This is a genomic window from Paenibacillus sp. A3 (assembly GCF_001399685.1).
Taxonomy (GTDB): Bacteria; Bacillota; Bacilli; order Paenibacillales; family NBRC-103111; genus Paenibacillus_G.
The window spans coordinates 1-15,847 of sequence record NZ_JTHN01000008.1 but is presented as its reverse complement, the minus strand read 5'-3'; the positions used below and the strand labels follow the sequence as shown (position 1 = coordinate 15,847).

Here is a 15,847-nt window from a genome sequence, read left to right as displayed (position 1 = left end):
GATCCGGCCCAAGTACTCGATATTGCCGTCCGGCAGCCAGCGGGCCAAATCCCCGGTACGGTACATCCGCTCTCCGGCTTCGAACGGATTGTCCACGAATCTGTCGGCCGTCAGCTCGGGCCGGTTCAAATAGCCTCGCGCCAAGCCTTCACCGGCAACATACAGCTCTCCCGCGATCCCGACCGGCTGAATCCGGTGCTGCTCGTCCAAAATATAAGCTCGCAAGGTCGGTATCGTCGTCCCGATGTTGCTTTTGCCCTGCGCGATTTCCGTTTCCGTAATTTCTTTATAGGTGACATGCACGGTCGTTTCCGTAATGCCGTACATATTGATCAACTTGACGTGCGGATATTTCACTCTCCAGTCTTTCAATAACGCCGGACTTAACGCTTCTCCGCCGAAGATGATGTTGCGCAGCTTCAGCTCCGCTCCGGCATGGCCCAGCTCTTCTTGCAGCAGCTGATAAAAATAAGTCGGCGTCTGGTTAAGAATCGTCACCTGCTGCGTTTTCAGCAGCTGCAGGAATTGTTCCGGACTTTTCGCCGTCAGCGGAGGGACAATGACCAGCTTCCCGCCGTAGAGCAGCGCCCCGTACATTTCCCACACCGAGAAATCGAAGCAGAACGAGTGAAACAGCGTCCACGTATCGGAATCCCCGAAATCGAATAAATTCCGATCGTTAAACAACAAACGGACGACGTTTTTATGCTCAATCAACGTACCTTTCGGCTTCCCGGTCGTTCCCGAGGTATAGATGACATACGCCAAGTGATTCGGACGGACAGCCGTCCCCAGATTTGAATCCTCCTCCTGATAGACCGCCTCGTTATTCAGGTCCACCAGCTTCCCTGCAAAATCGACCCGCTCCAGCAAATGGTTTTGCGTCAGCAGCAGTCCTGCGCCAGAGTCGGACAGCATGTATTGAATGCGCTCCTGCGGGTATTCCGGGTCGATGGGCACATACGCGCCGCCGGCTTTCAGGATGCCGAGGATGCCGACGATCATGTCCAAGGAACGGTCGGTCATGATGCCGACGAGCTGATCAGCCTGGACCCCTTCGGCCCGCAGCGTCCGGGCAAGCCGGTTGGCCCGCTTGTTTAATTCTTGATACGACAGCTGCTTGTCGTCCATGACAACCGCGATATGCTCCGGCGTCCGCATGGCTTGTTCTTCGAACAGCCCGTGAATCGTCTTCTCGCGCGGATAGTCCGCCGACGTATCGTTAAAGGACGTCAAAATCATCTGCTTCTCTTCCTCAAGCAGAAGAGAAACGTCCGCAATGGTTTGCTGAGGCGCCCGAACGATCTGCTCGGCAACGGTGAGCAGCTGCCGGACCATTCTTTGTATTTCCTGCCGTTCGAACAAATGAATCCGGTAATCGACATGCACCAGGAGCTGCCGGTCGTCCAACATTTCAACGATATGAAGGACGAAATCGTTCACTTCATCCCCGCCAAAATCGTAGTCCGTATGAATTCGGACGTCGTCCAAGTCGACCCAGCTTACCGGCCGGTATTCCATCGAAATGCCGAACAACCGCTGAATATCCTTGTTGCGGTGGATATCCCGCAAGTCTTGAATCAATTGATTGTAAGGGTATTTCTGATGACGCAAAATGGAAAGCTGCTCTTTGGCCACGCTTTGCATGAAAGCGGTCAAGCCGGTGTCCGGTTCAACGAAAGCCCGGGCCGCCGCCGTACTCACGAACATGCCGACCGTATTTTTTTCTTTCTTCGATGCCCGGTTGGCGAAGGAAGTGCCGATGACCACGTCCTGCTGATTGGTGGCTTTATACATGTAAATGTACGTCGCAGCCATAAAAAATTGAAACAGGCTGATCTTATTTTCTTGGCAGTACGATTGGATTTCGTTATAAAGACCGTCAGGGACGGTAAAATGCTCCCTTTTCGCTGCAGTGCTTAACGACAAAGGATTATAGGGTTTCAGCCCGGTAAGCTCGGGCAAATCGGAAAATTTATCGACCCAATACGCTTTATCTTTCTGAAACCGCTCGGATTGCTCATAAGCTTGCTCGGTCTGGATATACTCGATATAAGAATGTTCTTCGCCAAGCTTGGGTTCCTGTCCGCGAATCATATCGATGTAATATTCCGTCATCTGGTTTCCGAACAGCACCATGGAAATACCGTCGGAAATGATATGATGAACCTTCGTATTCAACCGATACTCTTCGTCGCTGACTTTAAGAAACAGAAAGTGAAAGAGCTCCGAATGAAACAGCTCGAAAGGTGTCTGTTTGTGACGCTCCAACCATTCCTCCGCTTGGGCCAAACTATCAAAATCCGACAGATCCAGGACCTCGAATTCCTTCTCCTCGTAAGGCACGACATATTGCTTAGGTATGCCGTCCTCAGACGTAATGCGGATCCGGAAAGCATCGTATTGCTCAATCACCATATTGATGGAGCGCTTGAACGCATCGATGTCCATTTTGCCCTTCATCTTCACGGTGCCCGAGAGCAGCGATACGGACGTGTTCGGATAAAGCAGTTCGGTATACCAAATCCTTTGTTGAGCGTTCGTTAAAGGAAGTAACTGTTTGTCATTCACGCATCTTCAACTCCCCGTGTAGTATACAATCCAGTGTTTTTGAGTTCCAATCCCATTTATCTAAAACATCATCATTTTCCTGTTTTTTGGGTAAATGCCACGATTTCTTCCGCCTTGACAATGATCCGCTCGCCCACCGTGGCCAATCCCTTGCCGAGAAGATACCCTTTTCTTCGCTTGGTCACCTCGAAATATAGATCCAACCGGTCCCCGGGTCGCGCCAAGGAATGCATCTCGACTTGGTTAAGCGAGGATAAAAAGGAAATGCCTTTTTCATCGATCGCAGCAAACGCGCTCAACTGTGCTAATGCTTCAACGACAAGCGCATGAGGCATGTACGGGCAATCTTCAGAAATGAACCATTCATTCCACGTAACATTCTTGTAGGCTTTGGCATAAACGGACTGTTCAGCTTCGACAATCCGATCGATCATAAGAAAGGGAGCGCGATGAGGCAGCACATCTGAAATCTGGAACATGGGTTATTCAACTCCTTGCGAATCATGTCCCTGCCATTTGCGAACAGCCAAGCATACGTTGTGACCGCCGAATCCGAACGAATTGCTTATTGCGGCCTCGATTTCCCGTTCCTGAGCTACATGCGGCACAAAGTTCAATTCCGGATCTTCCGGATCGTCGCAATTTAACGTAGGCGGCACTTTGCTGTTAACGATGCTTAATACGGTGGCAATCAGCTCAACGCCGCCTGCTCCGCCCATCAAATGCCCGGTAATCGATTTGATGGAGCTAATCGCCAAGTTCGGAGCGTGCTCGCCGAACACCGTCTTGATCGCATTGATCTCCATTTGATCGTTGAACGGAGTGCTCGTCCCATGCGCATTAATGTAGCCGACCTCTTGCGGGGACAGTCCTCCGTCCTTCAAGGCGATTCGGATAGCTTCCGCAGCGCCGAACCCTGTCGGATCGGGAGCGGTGATATGGTGCGCATCCGTCGTGCAGCCATAACCCACCAATTCGGCCAGAATAGGAGCCCCACGCTTCAACGCATGCTCCAGCTCTTCAAGCACGACGATTCCCGCGCCTCCGCCGATGACAAATCCGTCGCGATTGCGGTCAAACGGACGGCTCGCCTTCTGAGGTTCATCGTTGCGCCTCGACAGCGCGTGGATATTGGCGAACGACGCCAAATCCAGCAGGCTGAAATTCGCTTCCGAGCCGCCTGCAATCATAACGTCCGCCGTGCCGTACTGAATCGTACGCAGCGCCTCGCCGATCGCATTGCTTCCGGTCGCGCACGCCGTAACGACGGCATAAGACGGGCCTTTTGCCCCCAACGCGATTGATATTTCTCCCGGCGCGGAATTGATCATCATCGATGAAACGTAATACGGGCTCACCCGCTTGGGACCGCTCTGATTGAGCTTATTGTAATTCTCTTCCACCACATCCAAGCCCCCGGCTCCCGATCCGACGACGACGCCGACGCGCGGAGCGTTGGTTTCATCGATGCGCAACTGCGCCTGCTCCACGGCTTGCTTGGCGGCCGCCAAAGCAAACTGGGTGAATTGCGCCACTTTGTTCGCATCCTTCTTGCTCATGTACTGCAAAGGATCGAATCCCTTGACTTGCGCTCCAATTTTTGTCGGTATGTCTTTCGTATCGAACACGGTGACAGGACCGATCCCGCTTTTCCCCTCAATGAGCGATGTCCAGAATTCATTCACATTCAATCCTACCGGTGTAATTACCCCTTGTCCCGTTACCACTACGCGTCTCTTCAACACGATCCCCACCTTCTGTCGCAGTCTTCTAGCTCGTTATTGTTCATAAACCGGAAAGTCGCCGTAAATATGCTGGATCTTATCGTGCACATCCTCGATCGCCACAGGAACGATCACCACGACCAGCTTGTTCGCTTGATACTGGGCGAAAGCCAAGCGCAGCTTCTCGCTCAACTCTTGCTTCTCTTGAATGACGATTTGTTCCACGTAGTCATGCCGCATGACGTTCATGTGCTCGAGTGGCATTTCCGATACGAACCGGAACGGCTCTCCCGCAAGATCCAGTTGATTCAGCTGATACTGCAGCCAGCCGTAGCCTCCGTTGTTCATCACGATGTAGATGAGCGGAATGCGATACCGGACAGCCGTAATCAGATCGGACTGGAACAGGTTGAAGGCCCCGTCCCCCACAAGCGCCACTACGGGACGGCTGTCGGCCAGACTTGCCCCGACGGCTGCGGCTGCGCCGAACCCCAAGCTGGTTTGATCGCTGGGGACAATGGAAAAACGATTCTCTGTAAACCGGTAATACGGGTAAAAATAAGACCACATATCCTGAAGGCCGTTTTCTTGTACAAGGATGCAATCATCCGGAAATTCCGTCTGCATGACATCCAGCACTTCCGATACATGAATATGAGGCATCGTTCCGACTTGACGGATATACGCCTCTTTGCTGCGGAACGCTTCTTCTTTACAGCTTGCGATTCGAGCGAGCCAATCCCGATCGGGTTGACGATGGAATCGCGACAACCAGTGCTCGACCGCCAAGTACCCGTCTCCCAGCACCTTCACGCCACGGTACTGATGCGAGAAGTCGTCCAAATGGACATTCACCTGAACGATCGGCGTATGCGTGAGCACCACATCCCACTCGAATGTCGCCGTTTCCTCCAACCGGCTGCCCAGCGATACAACGACATCGGCTTCCTGCCAAATGGCTCGCATGCTTTTATCCGTATATAGACCCGCTACTCCGCAAAATAAAGGGTGATCCTCATCAACCGTTCCTCTGCCTGATGCGGTAGTAAAAATGCCCGCACCCAATTTGACGGCCAACGGCTCAATAAGCCCTTGTTCTCCCGGTTTCATCCCTCCGCCGACCAGAAGCACCGGTTTACTTGCCTGCGATATCGTATCCCAAGCGGTGTCGAGATCGCGGTTCGAAGGGGAGCTGCTCAATCTTTCCAGCGGTTGGAACGGAAGGTCTACCGCCACGGCTTGATCCGCGATGTGTTCCGGCAGTTCAAGATAGACCGGACCCTTTCCCCCGTTAACGGCCATAAATGCCGCTTTCTCCAATGCCCATACCAACCGGTCCGGATGCTCGACCCGATACGCCCATTTCACCAGAGGCTTGACCAACGAAAGCTGATCCGCTTCCTGAAAAGCTTTCGTTCCCAGCTTATTACTGCCGGTTCCAAGCGCAATTAACAACAAGGGGGCTCCCAGATGATGTGCTTCCAGCAATCCCGTTACCGTATTGGTCAGAGCCGGTCCTTTCCCCACAACGCATACACCCAATTGACCGGATGTCAGCGCATAACCGGAGGCCATGAATAAACTGTTCCTTTGATCTTTGCAAATGATCAGACGAATGTCCGATGACTGAAGCGAGGACAACACTTTCAAATCGTCGCTCGGCAGACCGAATATCGTTTCCAGGCCTAGAAATTGAAGATAACGGACGATGACGTCCCAGGCCCCCATACTTGTTTTCATACTTCGATCCTCTTTTCGGCAAGGAATTCCGCAACAACCTCGGAAATCAAAATCGGTTTCGAGACCAGCTGCATATCGTAGAAAATATAGTTCGACATCGTTCCGTACCCGCCGAACGCTTTATTGCCTTGCTCCACGTCCTCCAACGTCTGGTTGATCGTCAGCGTATGTTTTTTGCGCAGCTTGTCAACCAAATGCTCCGAGCCGTACAAGCTGCACCCCATGGCGCGTTCGCTGAAGTAGCTGGAACCGATCAACTTCATGAGCTGCTCGTCGTCCGGGTAGCTGACCACATTGAATACCGGAGAGAAGTACTCCGCAATTTCCAGCCGGTCTTCCAGCTTGCTGTATAAAATCGTCGGCTCCATCTTCTTCGTGCGAAAATCAATGCCTCCGCCATAAATGATGTACTTGTCGTTATTGTTAAAATACTCCGACATGGCCGTCAGGATATCTTTATAAAAAATAGGAGAATAGTTGGCGTTCGGATCGTCATTGGCTCCGAAGGTCAGTGCTTCCACTTTTTCCAGCAGCAGATTTTTGAAGCTTTCCGCGATGCTTTCGTGGGTTAAGATAATATCCGGTCCCAGGCAGTCTTGTCCGGAATTGAACAGCCTCATCCGAATCACATCGTCGGCAGCCAGCGATAAATCCGCGTCAGGACCAATAATGAACGGATTGATACCTTGTCCGAAAAAGATATAGAGCTGTTCCCTACTCATCTGCTTCTTGATTTGTTCCGCATTCTGATAGGTACCGGTAAACACGACAATATTGGCTTGGCTGACGGAATTCGTCATAAATGCCTTTTGACTTACTTTAAGATTGCTGATGGGCAGCTGATGCACCTCTTTCAGCTTGTCATGCAGCAGGCTGACATATTCCGCGACGTGCGAGGAAGCTCTGAATTCGATTCGGTTTACAAACAAAGAAGGAATGAGCAAATACAGCGCATAGGAATACAAAATCACGTTGGAAGGCATAAAGACGGCCATCGAATCCTGGCAAGCCGGACGATACGTCTCTACTTCCCGCATAGCGCCTTGCAAGGTTTTAATCGTGGAATCGATCTCGGCATTGGCTGCCCGATAGGACGAAATATTGGATAAAATACTTAAGATTTCACTTCGATGGGTCGTCAAATAATCCACGCATTTTTCAATGCTTTCGTGTCTTTCAGTAAACACAGTATTTTCCTTCGTTCCCAGATTGGTCGTCATTGCTTCGCTTCCCTTCATTTTGTTTTTTTGGGATATGGATGTTTATCCATTACACTTCTTGCACCATCACCCGTTCCTGTGCCATCCGCTCAAGCTGCAGCCGGTCGAGCTTTCCGTTCCGGTTTAGAGGGAACTGGGTGACAAGCAGCAGAATATCGGGATACATGTATGTAGGAAGCATCCGATTGATATTTTTGCGGAGCTGAGACAATTCTTGCGTCGATTCGCTTTCGACGAATACGACGAGCAGCGTGCCTTTTTTTTCATCGTCCAAGGGAACGACACAAGAGCGATAGCCTAACCGGCTAATCTGATTCTCGATGTATACGGGAGAGAACGTATATCCCATTCGGTTGACGGATTTGCCGTTCCGGCCGATCACATGCAGGTTTCCTTCTTGCAGAAAGCCCAGATCGCCCGTCTTGAACCATCCGTCTTGAATGACCGAGCGGGTGAGCTCCTCCTGATGGAGATATCCCTCCATACATCCGGGCGTACGTATCCAGACTTCGCCGACTTCACCTTCAGCGCGCTCGATGCCTTTTTCGTCCCGAACGCTAATCTCTACTCCGGGAAGAGGTCTGCCGCAGCCTTCGGGATTTTCCAGCGTTCCCATGGCGACATTGCCAAGCTCGGACAATCCGTAGCCGTTCAGCAGGCGGTGTCCGAATACTTCCCCGAATTTCTCCTCCAGATCCTTCGTCAAAGGCGAACCGCCAACGCACCACATGCGCACCGAGGTATTTTTCACTTGTTCCAATTGATCCGGCTTTCTTAATAACATACGAATAAAGGCGTAAAAAGCAGAGGGATTTGCATCAACGACAGTAGCTTTTTCTTTGATCACACTGCTGACGACACTCCAGAGATTCTTATGGTTGCAAATGATCAAGGAGCATTGCGTCAACCACCACGAAAAAATAAGGGAGATTCCGTAAAAATGGGAGAAAGGAACAATTGGGAGAAAGCGATCGCCAGGCACGTACTTCATGGCTTGCACGGATGACCTTATATTGTCCATAAATGTGCAGCCCGATTTCACAATGCCTTTAGGCTTGCCTGTCGTTCCCGAAGAGAAAAGAATCAGTGCATCGTTCATCTCCATCCACTTATCGATATGAATCGGCGAAGAGCTTACTTCCCCGGCCCAATATTCGTAAACCGCCTTCTCCTGAATCATGCTTTCGATGATTAAAATCGTCGCTTCCGGAATATCCGGCGCAGCATCGGTGAGAATGCAGTTGGCCCCGATGTCCGCATAAATTTGACCCAGCTCGTCCGCCTGGATTTGCTCATCCACCACGGCGATTGAAACCGCAAGCTGGCACAAGGAAAATAGCGTCACCACGAACCAATACGAATTGCCCGATTTCAGGATGACTCTGTCACCCTCGGAAAGTCCTCGAACGCCTAACATTCGAGAGAACACTTGCACATCTTTTTCAAACTGATCCTTGTTATAGGTATGGCGAGGAGTAATGATCTGACTTTCGGATTGAGCAACAATCAATATTTTCCACTCCTTGATGTATTGTCGATGGTCGAATGATTGACTCATGTTTACGACTGCTTAAGAGGACTCCTCCTTTTCTTCAAAATTACATGCCGACAATGTGGTAACCGGCGTCTACATGAATCACTTCTCCCGTGATTCCTCTCGAAAGCCCGGAGAGCAGGAATAGTGCCGTATCCCCGACTTCGGAAGCGTCGATGCTCTTGCGGAGCGGCGTTATTTCTTCGATCTTTTTCAACATCGCATTAAAATCTTTTATGCCGTAGGCGGCCAAGGTACGAATCGGACCTGCGGAAATCGCATTAACCCGAATGTTATATTGCCCCAGGTCATTGGAAAGGTACCGTACCGAAGCTTCCAGCGACGCTTTCGCCACCCCCATAACATTGTAGTTTTTAATGGCGCGTTCGGCCCCGATGTAGGTCATCGTAACTATGCTTCCGCCTTCCGACATCAACGGATAGATTCTTTGGGCGACCGCTGCCAATGAATAAGCGCTTACTTCTTGTGCAATTCGAAAGCCTTCGCGCGAAGTTTCGACAAACATCCCGTCCAAATCCTCGCCCTTGGCGTAGGCCACACTGTGAACGTATCCATGCAGGACACCGACACTTTCCTTCAAAATTTGCCCTAAAGCGTCAATTTCTTCGTCGACGGTCACGTTACAGGCATAGGCCTCGGCTCCGGGCAAGGTCGCAATCAGACTGCGGACCCGCTCTTCCACCCGCTCGTTTTCATAGGTGAAAATAAGCTTTGCCCCTTGACTTGCCAAGGATTGCGCCGTTGCCCATGCGATGCTTCGATTATTGGCAACACCCATAATCAAAATGTTTTTTCCAGCTAACAGTTGAGAAGCCATACCGACTCACCTTCCAATGTTGAGATGATATCCTTGTCATTTCAAGGAGTTGAGAACCACAATCAATGATTTGAATCATTTCCACCATGAACCTTTTGATATAATATTTACCATAATAGCACGAGGAAATTAATTTGAAAACTGTTGATATACATCTTTTTTTATAAATTTTGTTAATTTAAATAAATATTAGGTCTATAGATTCATATCAAAAGTGATACGTTAATCACACCACATTCAATGAAGCTTGGGGCCTAAGCGAACACCAGACTTTATTTTACATTTATTTCAAATCATCGCGCTCTAAAGCTCCAATATGACAGAATCATGCAGCCCTGCAGCTTTTTCGACAAGGCTCCTCCAGCTCGCCGACTGCCGGCAGTTTATCCGACGCAAAATATGTTCGCAGCTGCTATTGTCCGTTTGCAACCTCCCACGTCATAATGATCGCTTCTTGAGCGGACATTCATCAGCTAGCCCGTTCTTCAGATAGGTTTACCATCATAAACCTTATATAATAATTTTTACCATGATGGTATGAGATAATTAAAACGAAAATTATTTAATATAAAAGTTTATAAATCCAAGGACTTAAGGCCTGATCTAAAAGCAATAAATAAAGAGCATCGTGTTTATTAATCGACCTTTTTAGACACAAAAAACTGCCCCCTATTCTATAAGGAGCAGTCTGCTTACGAGATGATCATTTTTATTCATGGTCCGTTTTACTGTCTATCCAAATCTTTTTGGAGCGTAATATGACTTTCTCTCATCTTGATATTTTCTCATGTCGTGCTTGTATACCCATCCGGTATAAGCTTCTCATCTCGATTATTCAAAAATCCGTCAAGTGGTTTCCTGAACTAAAATCTGATCGCCTCTTCGAATTAAGCATAGCGATACCGTTCTAAATTTCATTTTAAAAGTCCCAATTATCAGATTTAACATTCAAAATCCGTGTTGTTAATCTTGTTATATTGTTCAATTAGTTCCCTATAAACTTCTTCGTTTTTATTTAATATCCATTTAAATAGTGGCTTTACTTGCTCAAAAATATATGGTTTAACTCTATAAGGTATGGCTTTTCGAGTCGCTTCATCTTCAACCAGATGTTCATAGAATCCTACACAAACTGCATTCCATATATAATAACTTCGTCTTTCTTGATTAAAGCACCATTCCGCGTAGTTATAAATTTTGTCAAGATCTTCAATGTCGTTATTTTTGTGCGATTGAACAACTCTTCTTCTCAGTTGAAATATTAGGGAATATATATTCTCGTCTCCGTGTAGAAAGGTAAATCTAATATCATAAAATAACTCTAACGCTTTCTTTCTCCAAGCGCTCAATGTTTATCATCCTTAAAAAAAGTTTATACTTAAGCTTCATGATTTCTTTGATCTATATTCATTAATAACCACTTGATCTATTGGCGTAGTGGATTCCGGTATTGTAAAAGGATCAAAAAATCCATATTCAGCTACTTCTTCATTGTCCGGTTTGATCTCTCCATCAGTAGCATTTGCACGATAGACAATAGCCGTGTAGTACGTTTCGGCACCGCTTCCAGATTTCTTATAAAATTCCTTGCCCGAAAAAACTTTATAAAAATCGAATTTGACAATATCCATGTTCAGCTCTTCTTTCAACTCTCTTTTCATTGTTTCTTCAGCGGTCTCCCCCAGTTCCATCAAACCACCGGGAAGCCCCCACGTATGATCAAAATATTTCACAAGCAAAATAAAGCCCTCTTGATTCGTTATGATTACCGTCGGACGAACAAGCAATAAGGGTAGATCGCCTGCCCGCTTTCTAAGCTCCTGCACATACGTCATTTTCTAATGCTCCTTCACAATTAAAATAGGTTTTTGTTAAATCTGACTTAGCCGGTCATGGTGAACACAGTGTTAAGCTTAATTATGCTAAAATAACGAATTTCTTATCTGTCAATTTATTCAACTTCTTCAATACGATTTTATCGCAATACATTAATGTAAGGTTCTGCCCGTCGTTAAAATAAATGAATTGTTTATCCCTATTCCTCTTCAGAGCAAGTTTTCCAAGCTTCTTAAATAAATCAATATTCACCCAGTCATCATTCATTTCAAGTATCCAATTATAGTGATGGCCATCTAAATCAAATGATATCTCGGCTTCTTGTTCATCAAAATCAACATTACTTTCTATGTTCTCTAATGGTAATTCACCCTTGGCTAAGTTAACGAAATCTTTTAGCAATATTGTATAGATATCCTCGTCTTCAATACACTCAGCATCAAAACTCCACACATCATAAGACATTCGAATTTCGTTCTCATTTTCATCTAATAAATCAGCACCGATTATGGTTAAAAGTAAATAAAAAGGATCTTCCTCATAGCTTTCTTTATCAAAATGAACTAGCAAGTTATTGATTAAAGTGCCGGAGTTATCTGTAAAAGTAATTCCTAATCCAAGTAAAACATGAATTTGTTCTTCTAGTGTTGGATTAGTTTTCTTAGCTCGTTTAAAGAAATGAACCATCAGCACTTATTCCCCCATAATCAATGATTTGCATCCCATTTATATATCTTATATCCCGAACTCTCTGACTAACGTGGATTTGCCGCTGCCTTTCCAAAATCCTCCTCCCCCATTCTAGCACACTTTTTGACGATGAAAGTCCTTATTTTGTCAAGATAGGCTTCTGGAGTGTAATAACAACGAACATGGAAAACGGGAGGAAAAAATCCGATGACGGAATCAGCGCAAGAGTCCTTGTCGATCGAAGAAATCGAATCGAAATTGGGGGTCGTATTCACCGCTAGCTATAAACAAATGCTCCAGGACCTTGCAAACAGCGATAACCGCCGGCTGAAAGAGTACCGGCTAGAGGATTTTAACGGATACACGGAGTGGTCGATTCGATTCATACGACCGAACTCATCCTATATGGATAGTATCGAGACGGTGAACGAATTGGTCCCGGAACCCTACACAATCATTCCATTTGCTTGGAGCGTAAGTAGCGGCAATTGGCTCGTGTTCGACTACCGAAAGGCGAATGCGGAGCCCCCAATTATGTATATCGATCATGAAATCGCGGTAGTTAAAAAGGATGCGGAAGAATGCGCCCGGGAAGTCAATAAAACGGAAGAAGAAGTGTTAGAGGAAAATTTGACCGCTTTATGCGGGTCATTTGAAAATCTTGCGAGCCGCATTGAAACTGCAGGCAGACTAGTCGCGAGTTTGGCGAATAAATGGCAAAGGCCCAATTTCATCAAAAAAACTGGGCCCGCGTGCATTCAGGCAAGCTCTTCCTGCACAATTTCAATTTTATCTCCCTTGTTATTTACGATATCTATACTGAGCGCATCATATCCGTTGCGCTTCGCCTCGTCAAAATCGATACGTTCGCCGCTAATCAATTCGAGCTGCCCGTCTTCGTCCACATCATCCGCAAATTCATCGTCCCAATCGACATTATAGAAAGCCGTGATATAAATCTCAAACGTATCCTCACCATCTTTGCCCAGATAGGGCAATAAGTGCGTTCGGTTATTTTGCTGCTCGGCCGTATAGGTATCGCACAGCATGGCATTATAGCCATGTTTGCAACCGTCGAACAGAAGGTACCGTTCACCGTCAACCGGATCTTCGGCAACAATCAATTGGGGAGCGAAATCGGTCATCACAATCATATCATCCATCAGCTCGCCGTAATAATAAATACGAAACTGGGTACGGCCCTCTTTTGTCTGCAATTTACCTGTCCATTCTTGCTCCATCCATTTTTCCGGTTTTTCAGCTATGGTAACTCCTTCGAGATAAGCTGGTCCAGTTCGATGCGATTTTGGGTTAGACATATGCCGCTTTCCTTTCCGGGATCTGATTTTATGTACCGACAACTCTCTTTACCTATTCCTCTCACTCATGGCCAATTTCATCGCATTCGAATAAAAATCTCGAAAGGCCTCTTCTGTAAACTTAACCTTTTCCCCATACGGAAACTGACCGCTTACGGCCAGCAACACGTCATATAACCCCAAATGAGCCCAATCCCACATAATCGAATTGTAGGCCATCATAGGGTTGTATAAAAATTGTCTCATTTCTTTGACAAAGTTTCGATCCAGCCCTTCATTTTCCAAGAGCCGGTACACTTTTTCTTTATCCTCGTCTGAGAACTCCGTATCCAGAAACTCCTCACAGATGAAGCTCCAAGTATCCACCCTCGAAACAATAGGGATATTATTGCTTTTCGCAAACAATTTCAGGCTTTCTTTATGTACGGCTGAGACAAAAAGGACTTCGTCGCTCTTCAATCTGACTTCGGGAGGACATCTGGCGATCAAAATTTCAGAAATATCTTCCGAAGCGACGCTGCCATGGGGATATATGCTGGACGCTTGAAATGGGTAATTTTGAAAGTGTACCTGATTTTCAATAAATTGAACATCCTGCATGGGACTCACCAGTTCATTCGTTGTGCCAAAGATTGAATGTGAGCAGTATGATGCTTGTTATGCCAAATAAATCTTTGGATCGCGACATCCACAGTGATCCAGCCAAGGACTTCGGTATTGAATCTTCTATCAAAATCGGCTGGTTTCAGACCATGAATTGTATTGATTAGCCGATGATGAAGCGCCTCTAAAAGCATAAGGGAGATTTCTATCGGGGTATCCTTATAATCGGTAAGCTCGGCCCATAAATTCGGGCGATAAGAACTGGCCATAGGCTCATCTTCGGTTAAAGCTCGCTTGAATCTCAAGTATGCGTTGATATCGTTATCGGCCATGTGATGAACCACCTGCTGTACCGTCCAACCGCCAGAACGGTATGGAGTTTGAAGCTGATCCTCATTGAAGTCTTTCACAATCTTCCGAAGTGAAGGAACAATATCTGCAATTTCTTTCGTGTAATTCTTGCGTTCCTCCTCTGACGTGTTCGTCACTGGGTTAAACGGACCGATTGGATACCGCAAAATGTCTTCATTCATCTTCTGATTAACCTCCTTATAAAATATTCGATGCCCCCGATTTAAGAGCCTCAGGATCTGCTCCGAAAATATCCTTCTTACTTATTCGTTTCTTCACCTATATATTCCAACAACTCTCCGGGCTGGCAATTCAACGCTGCACAAATCTTATCGATTACCTCCAATGATACATATTCGTTGGTGTTCAATTTCGCCATGGTCGCAGATGAAATCCCTGTCCTCTTCATTAATTCCTGCTTCTTTATATCTCGATCGATCAGTAATTTCTGTAACGGCTTGTAGCTTATCATCTTGTTATCCTTTCAATAATCTAAACTTTTTTTCAATTATAGCGATTAAAATTTAATTTATCAAAATTATTTTCGCGTTCTCTTGAAATTATAATTCAATATGTTAAATTAATATTTAACAAATTAAATATTAATTCGTCATTATAAAGAATGGAGGTTTGGATTGTGCTTGAATTTGACCTAGCTTTTAAGCAGTTTATAACAAATCGAACCGATGTGATAGGCAAAACTTCTTTAAAGGACTTAGGTAAGTACAACGAATTAAACAGCTATTGCATTAAGCTATTTAAAGATATCTACAATCAATTGCCTGATGATTCCAAAATGCTGCTGTACGAATATGAATGCAAATCCAATATCCTGCAAGGGCTCGCAGAAACTGTTATGTATGAGCAAGGCCTAAAAGACGGAGTTTCCTTAAGTAGACTCTTGTCCGGCGGTTGAACCGCCGGATTTAACTGTTCTTCCATTAATCCTTACCGACTTAAGATCCGATGGTACGATTAGTGAAGGCTTATTTGCCTGATTTTACTTCCCCTAATTGGTAGACCAAGCATCCTTTAGGCTGCCTAGAGTAAATATGGCACAGTAAGTAAAAAAATTCTCGGGTTAATTGGAGAATGAATGAATTTTTTCTGCTTCATGGTTATTAATATACATAACTTTATAATTTAGCTTATTCTCAGTTGGCTTAAGGTGAAAATATAAACGAATCTTAACACTTTCGCCTGGCATAAGATTAGTCTCTCGAAGTTCAAACCAATGCCCGTTCCAAATACCTGGCGATCTCTGAGAAACACTGATTTTTCTATCTCCTAACAAAAGAAAATTATCAATGCAAATATTCTTTATGGTTTCAGAACAATTCCTCATCTCAACTTCAATAGTTAATAAATAATTGTTATATGATATTTCATGACAGAAAATCAAAAGTTCGTTAATATAAGGA

16 protein-coding genes and 1 pseudogene are annotated in these 15,847 nt (G+C 46.1%); 2 read left to right on the top strand and 15 right to left on the bottom strand.

The window, feature by feature from the left end; translation table 11 throughout:
- The 10 genes from QJ48_RS00990 to QJ48_RS00945 form a co-directional block, all read right to left on the bottom strand.
- Positions 1-2,571, bottom strand: a 2,571-nt coding sequence (locus QJ48_RS00990) for an amino acid adenylation domain-containing protein (protein ID WP_157261459.1), incomplete at its 3' end; no start/stop codon positions are given.
- Between the two features lie 71 nt (positions 2,572-2,642).
- Positions 2,643-3,050 (bottom strand): 3-hydroxyacyl-ACP dehydratase FabZ family protein, encoded by a 408-nt coding sequence (locus QJ48_RS00985; RefSeq protein WP_054971805.1) that lies wholly within the window; start codon positions 3,048-3,050, stop codon positions 2,643-2,645.
- A 3-nt stretch (positions 3,051-3,053) separates the two neighbouring features.
- Positions 3,054-4,316 (bottom strand): beta-ketoacyl-ACP synthase II, encoded by a 1,263-nt coding sequence (gene fabF / locus QJ48_RS00980; RefSeq protein ID WP_082420283.1) that lies wholly within the window; start codon positions 4,314-4,316, stop codon positions 3,054-3,056.
- A 33-nt stretch (positions 4,317-4,349) separates the two neighbouring features.
- On the bottom strand, positions 4,350-6,035 hold the full coding sequence (locus tag QJ48_RS00975; RefSeq protein WP_054971804.1) for a thiamine pyrophosphate-binding protein: 1,686 nt from the start codon (positions 6,033-6,035) through the stop codon (positions 4,350-4,352).
- A complete protein-coding gene (locus QJ48_RS00970; RefSeq protein ID WP_054971803.1) occupies positions 6,032-7,255 on the bottom strand; it encodes an aldehyde dehydrogenase family protein in 1,224 nt (407 codons plus the stop codon). Before QJ48_RS00970 ends, QJ48_RS00975 begins: the two co-directional genes overlap by 4 nt.
- Before the next feature lie 49 nt (positions 7,256-7,304).
- Positions 7,305-8,765, bottom strand: coding sequence for a class I adenylate-forming enzyme family protein (locus tag QJ48_RS00965; protein ID WP_054971802.1), 1,461 nt, complete (start codon positions 8,763-8,765; stop codon positions 7,305-7,307).
- An 88-nt stretch (positions 8,766-8,853) separates the two neighbouring features.
- Entirely contained in the window at positions 8,854-9,627 is a 774-nt protein-coding gene (locus tag QJ48_RS00960; RefSeq protein WP_054971801.1) for an enoyl-ACP reductase, read from the bottom strand.
- A gap of 941 nt (positions 9,628-10,568) precedes the next feature.
- On the bottom strand, positions 10,569-10,976 hold the full coding sequence (locus tag QJ48_RS00955) for a hypothetical protein (protein ID WP_054971800.1): 408 nt from the start codon (positions 10,974-10,976) through the stop codon (positions 10,569-10,571).
- Positions 10,977-11,012: 36 nt separating this feature from the next.
- A complete protein-coding gene (locus QJ48_RS00950) occupies positions 11,013-11,462 on the bottom strand; it encodes an NUDIX domain-containing protein (RefSeq protein ID WP_054971799.1) in 450 nt (149 codons plus the stop codon).
- Positions 11,463-11,544: 82 nt separating this feature from the next.
- Positions 11,545-12,156, bottom strand: a complete 612-nt coding sequence (locus tag QJ48_RS00945; RefSeq protein ID WP_157261458.1) for a hypothetical protein — start codon at positions 12,154-12,156, stop codon at positions 11,545-11,547.
- A 204-nt stretch (positions 12,157-12,360) separates the two neighbouring features.
- Here QJ48_RS00945 and QJ48_RS39410 point away from each other — a divergent pair.
- Positions 12,361-12,696 (top strand): annotated as a pseudogene (locus QJ48_RS39410) (SMI1/KNR4 family protein); the annotation flags it as partial.
- A gap of 215 nt (positions 12,697-12,911) precedes the next feature.
- Here QJ48_RS39410 and QJ48_RS00940 read toward each other — a convergent pair.
- The 4 genes from QJ48_RS00940 to QJ48_RS00925 form a co-directional block, all read right to left on the bottom strand.
- A complete protein-coding gene (locus QJ48_RS00940) occupies positions 12,912-13,472 on the bottom strand; it encodes a hypothetical protein (protein WP_054971797.1) in 561 nt (186 codons plus the stop codon).
- Between the two features lie 48 nt (positions 13,473-13,520).
- On the bottom strand, positions 13,521-14,072 hold the full coding sequence (locus tag QJ48_RS00935; RefSeq protein WP_054971796.1) for a hypothetical protein: 552 nt from the start codon (positions 14,070-14,072) through the stop codon (positions 13,521-13,523).
- Between the two features lie 5 nt (positions 14,073-14,077).
- Positions 14,078-14,608: a YfiT family bacillithiol transferase gene (locus tag QJ48_RS00930; RefSeq protein ID WP_054971795.1), complete on the bottom strand. Its 531-nt coding sequence runs from the start codon at positions 14,606-14,608 to the stop codon at positions 14,078-14,080.
- A gap of 77 nt (positions 14,609-14,685) precedes the next feature.
- On the bottom strand, positions 14,686-14,898 hold the full coding sequence (locus QJ48_RS00925) for a helix-turn-helix transcriptional regulator (RefSeq protein WP_054971794.1): 213 nt from the start codon (positions 14,896-14,898) through the stop codon (positions 14,686-14,688).
- A 165-nt stretch (positions 14,899-15,063) separates the two neighbouring features.
- Here QJ48_RS00925 and QJ48_RS00920 point away from each other — a divergent pair, with 165 nt between their 5' ends.
- Complete coding sequence (locus tag QJ48_RS00920; protein ID WP_054971793.1) at positions 15,064-15,342, top strand: hypothetical protein; 279 nt, start codon at positions 15,064-15,066, stop codon at positions 15,340-15,342.
- Between the two features lie 165 nt (positions 15,343-15,507).
- On the opposite strand, the gene QJ48_RS38425 is transcribed toward QJ48_RS00920, so the two are convergent.
- The coding region (locus tag QJ48_RS38425) for a hypothetical protein (RefSeq protein ID WP_237762769.1) at positions 15,508-15,847 on the bottom strand (340 nt) is incomplete at its 5' end.

Coding starts and splice junctions, on each gene's coding strand:
- QJ48_RS00970 (WP_054971803.1), bottom strand. CDS start 7,255: ATGACGACCAATCTGGGAACGAAGGAAAATACTGTGTTTACTGAAAGA.
- QJ48_RS00940 (WP_054971797.1), bottom strand. CDS start 13,472: ATGTCTAACCCAAAATCGCATCGAACTGGACCAGCTTATCTCGAAGGA.
- QJ48_RS00930 (WP_054971795.1), bottom strand. CDS start 14,608: ATGAATGAAGACATTTTGCGGTATCCAATCGGTCCGTTTAACCCAGTG.
- QJ48_RS00950 (WP_054971799.1), bottom strand. CDS start 11,462: ATGACGTATGTGCAGGAGCTTAGAAAGCGGGCAGGCGATCTACCCTTA.
- QJ48_RS00975 (WP_054971804.1), bottom strand. CDS start 6,035: ATGAAAACAAGTATGGGGGCCTGGGACGTCATCGTCCGTTATCTTCAA.
- QJ48_RS00925 (WP_054971794.1), bottom strand. CDS start 14,898: ATGATAAGCTACAAGCCGTTACAGAAATTACTGATCGATCGAGATATA.
- QJ48_RS00935 (WP_054971796.1), bottom strand. CDS start 14,072: ATGCAGGATGTTCAATTTATTGAAAATCAGGTACACTTTCAAAATTAC.
- QJ48_RS00985 (WP_054971805.1), bottom strand. CDS start 3,050: ATGTTCCAGATTTCAGATGTGCTGCCTCATCGCGCTCCCTTTCTTATG.
- QJ48_RS00960 (WP_054971801.1), bottom strand. CDS start 9,627: ATGGCTTCTCAACTGTTAGCTGGAAAAAACATTTTGATTATGGGTGTT.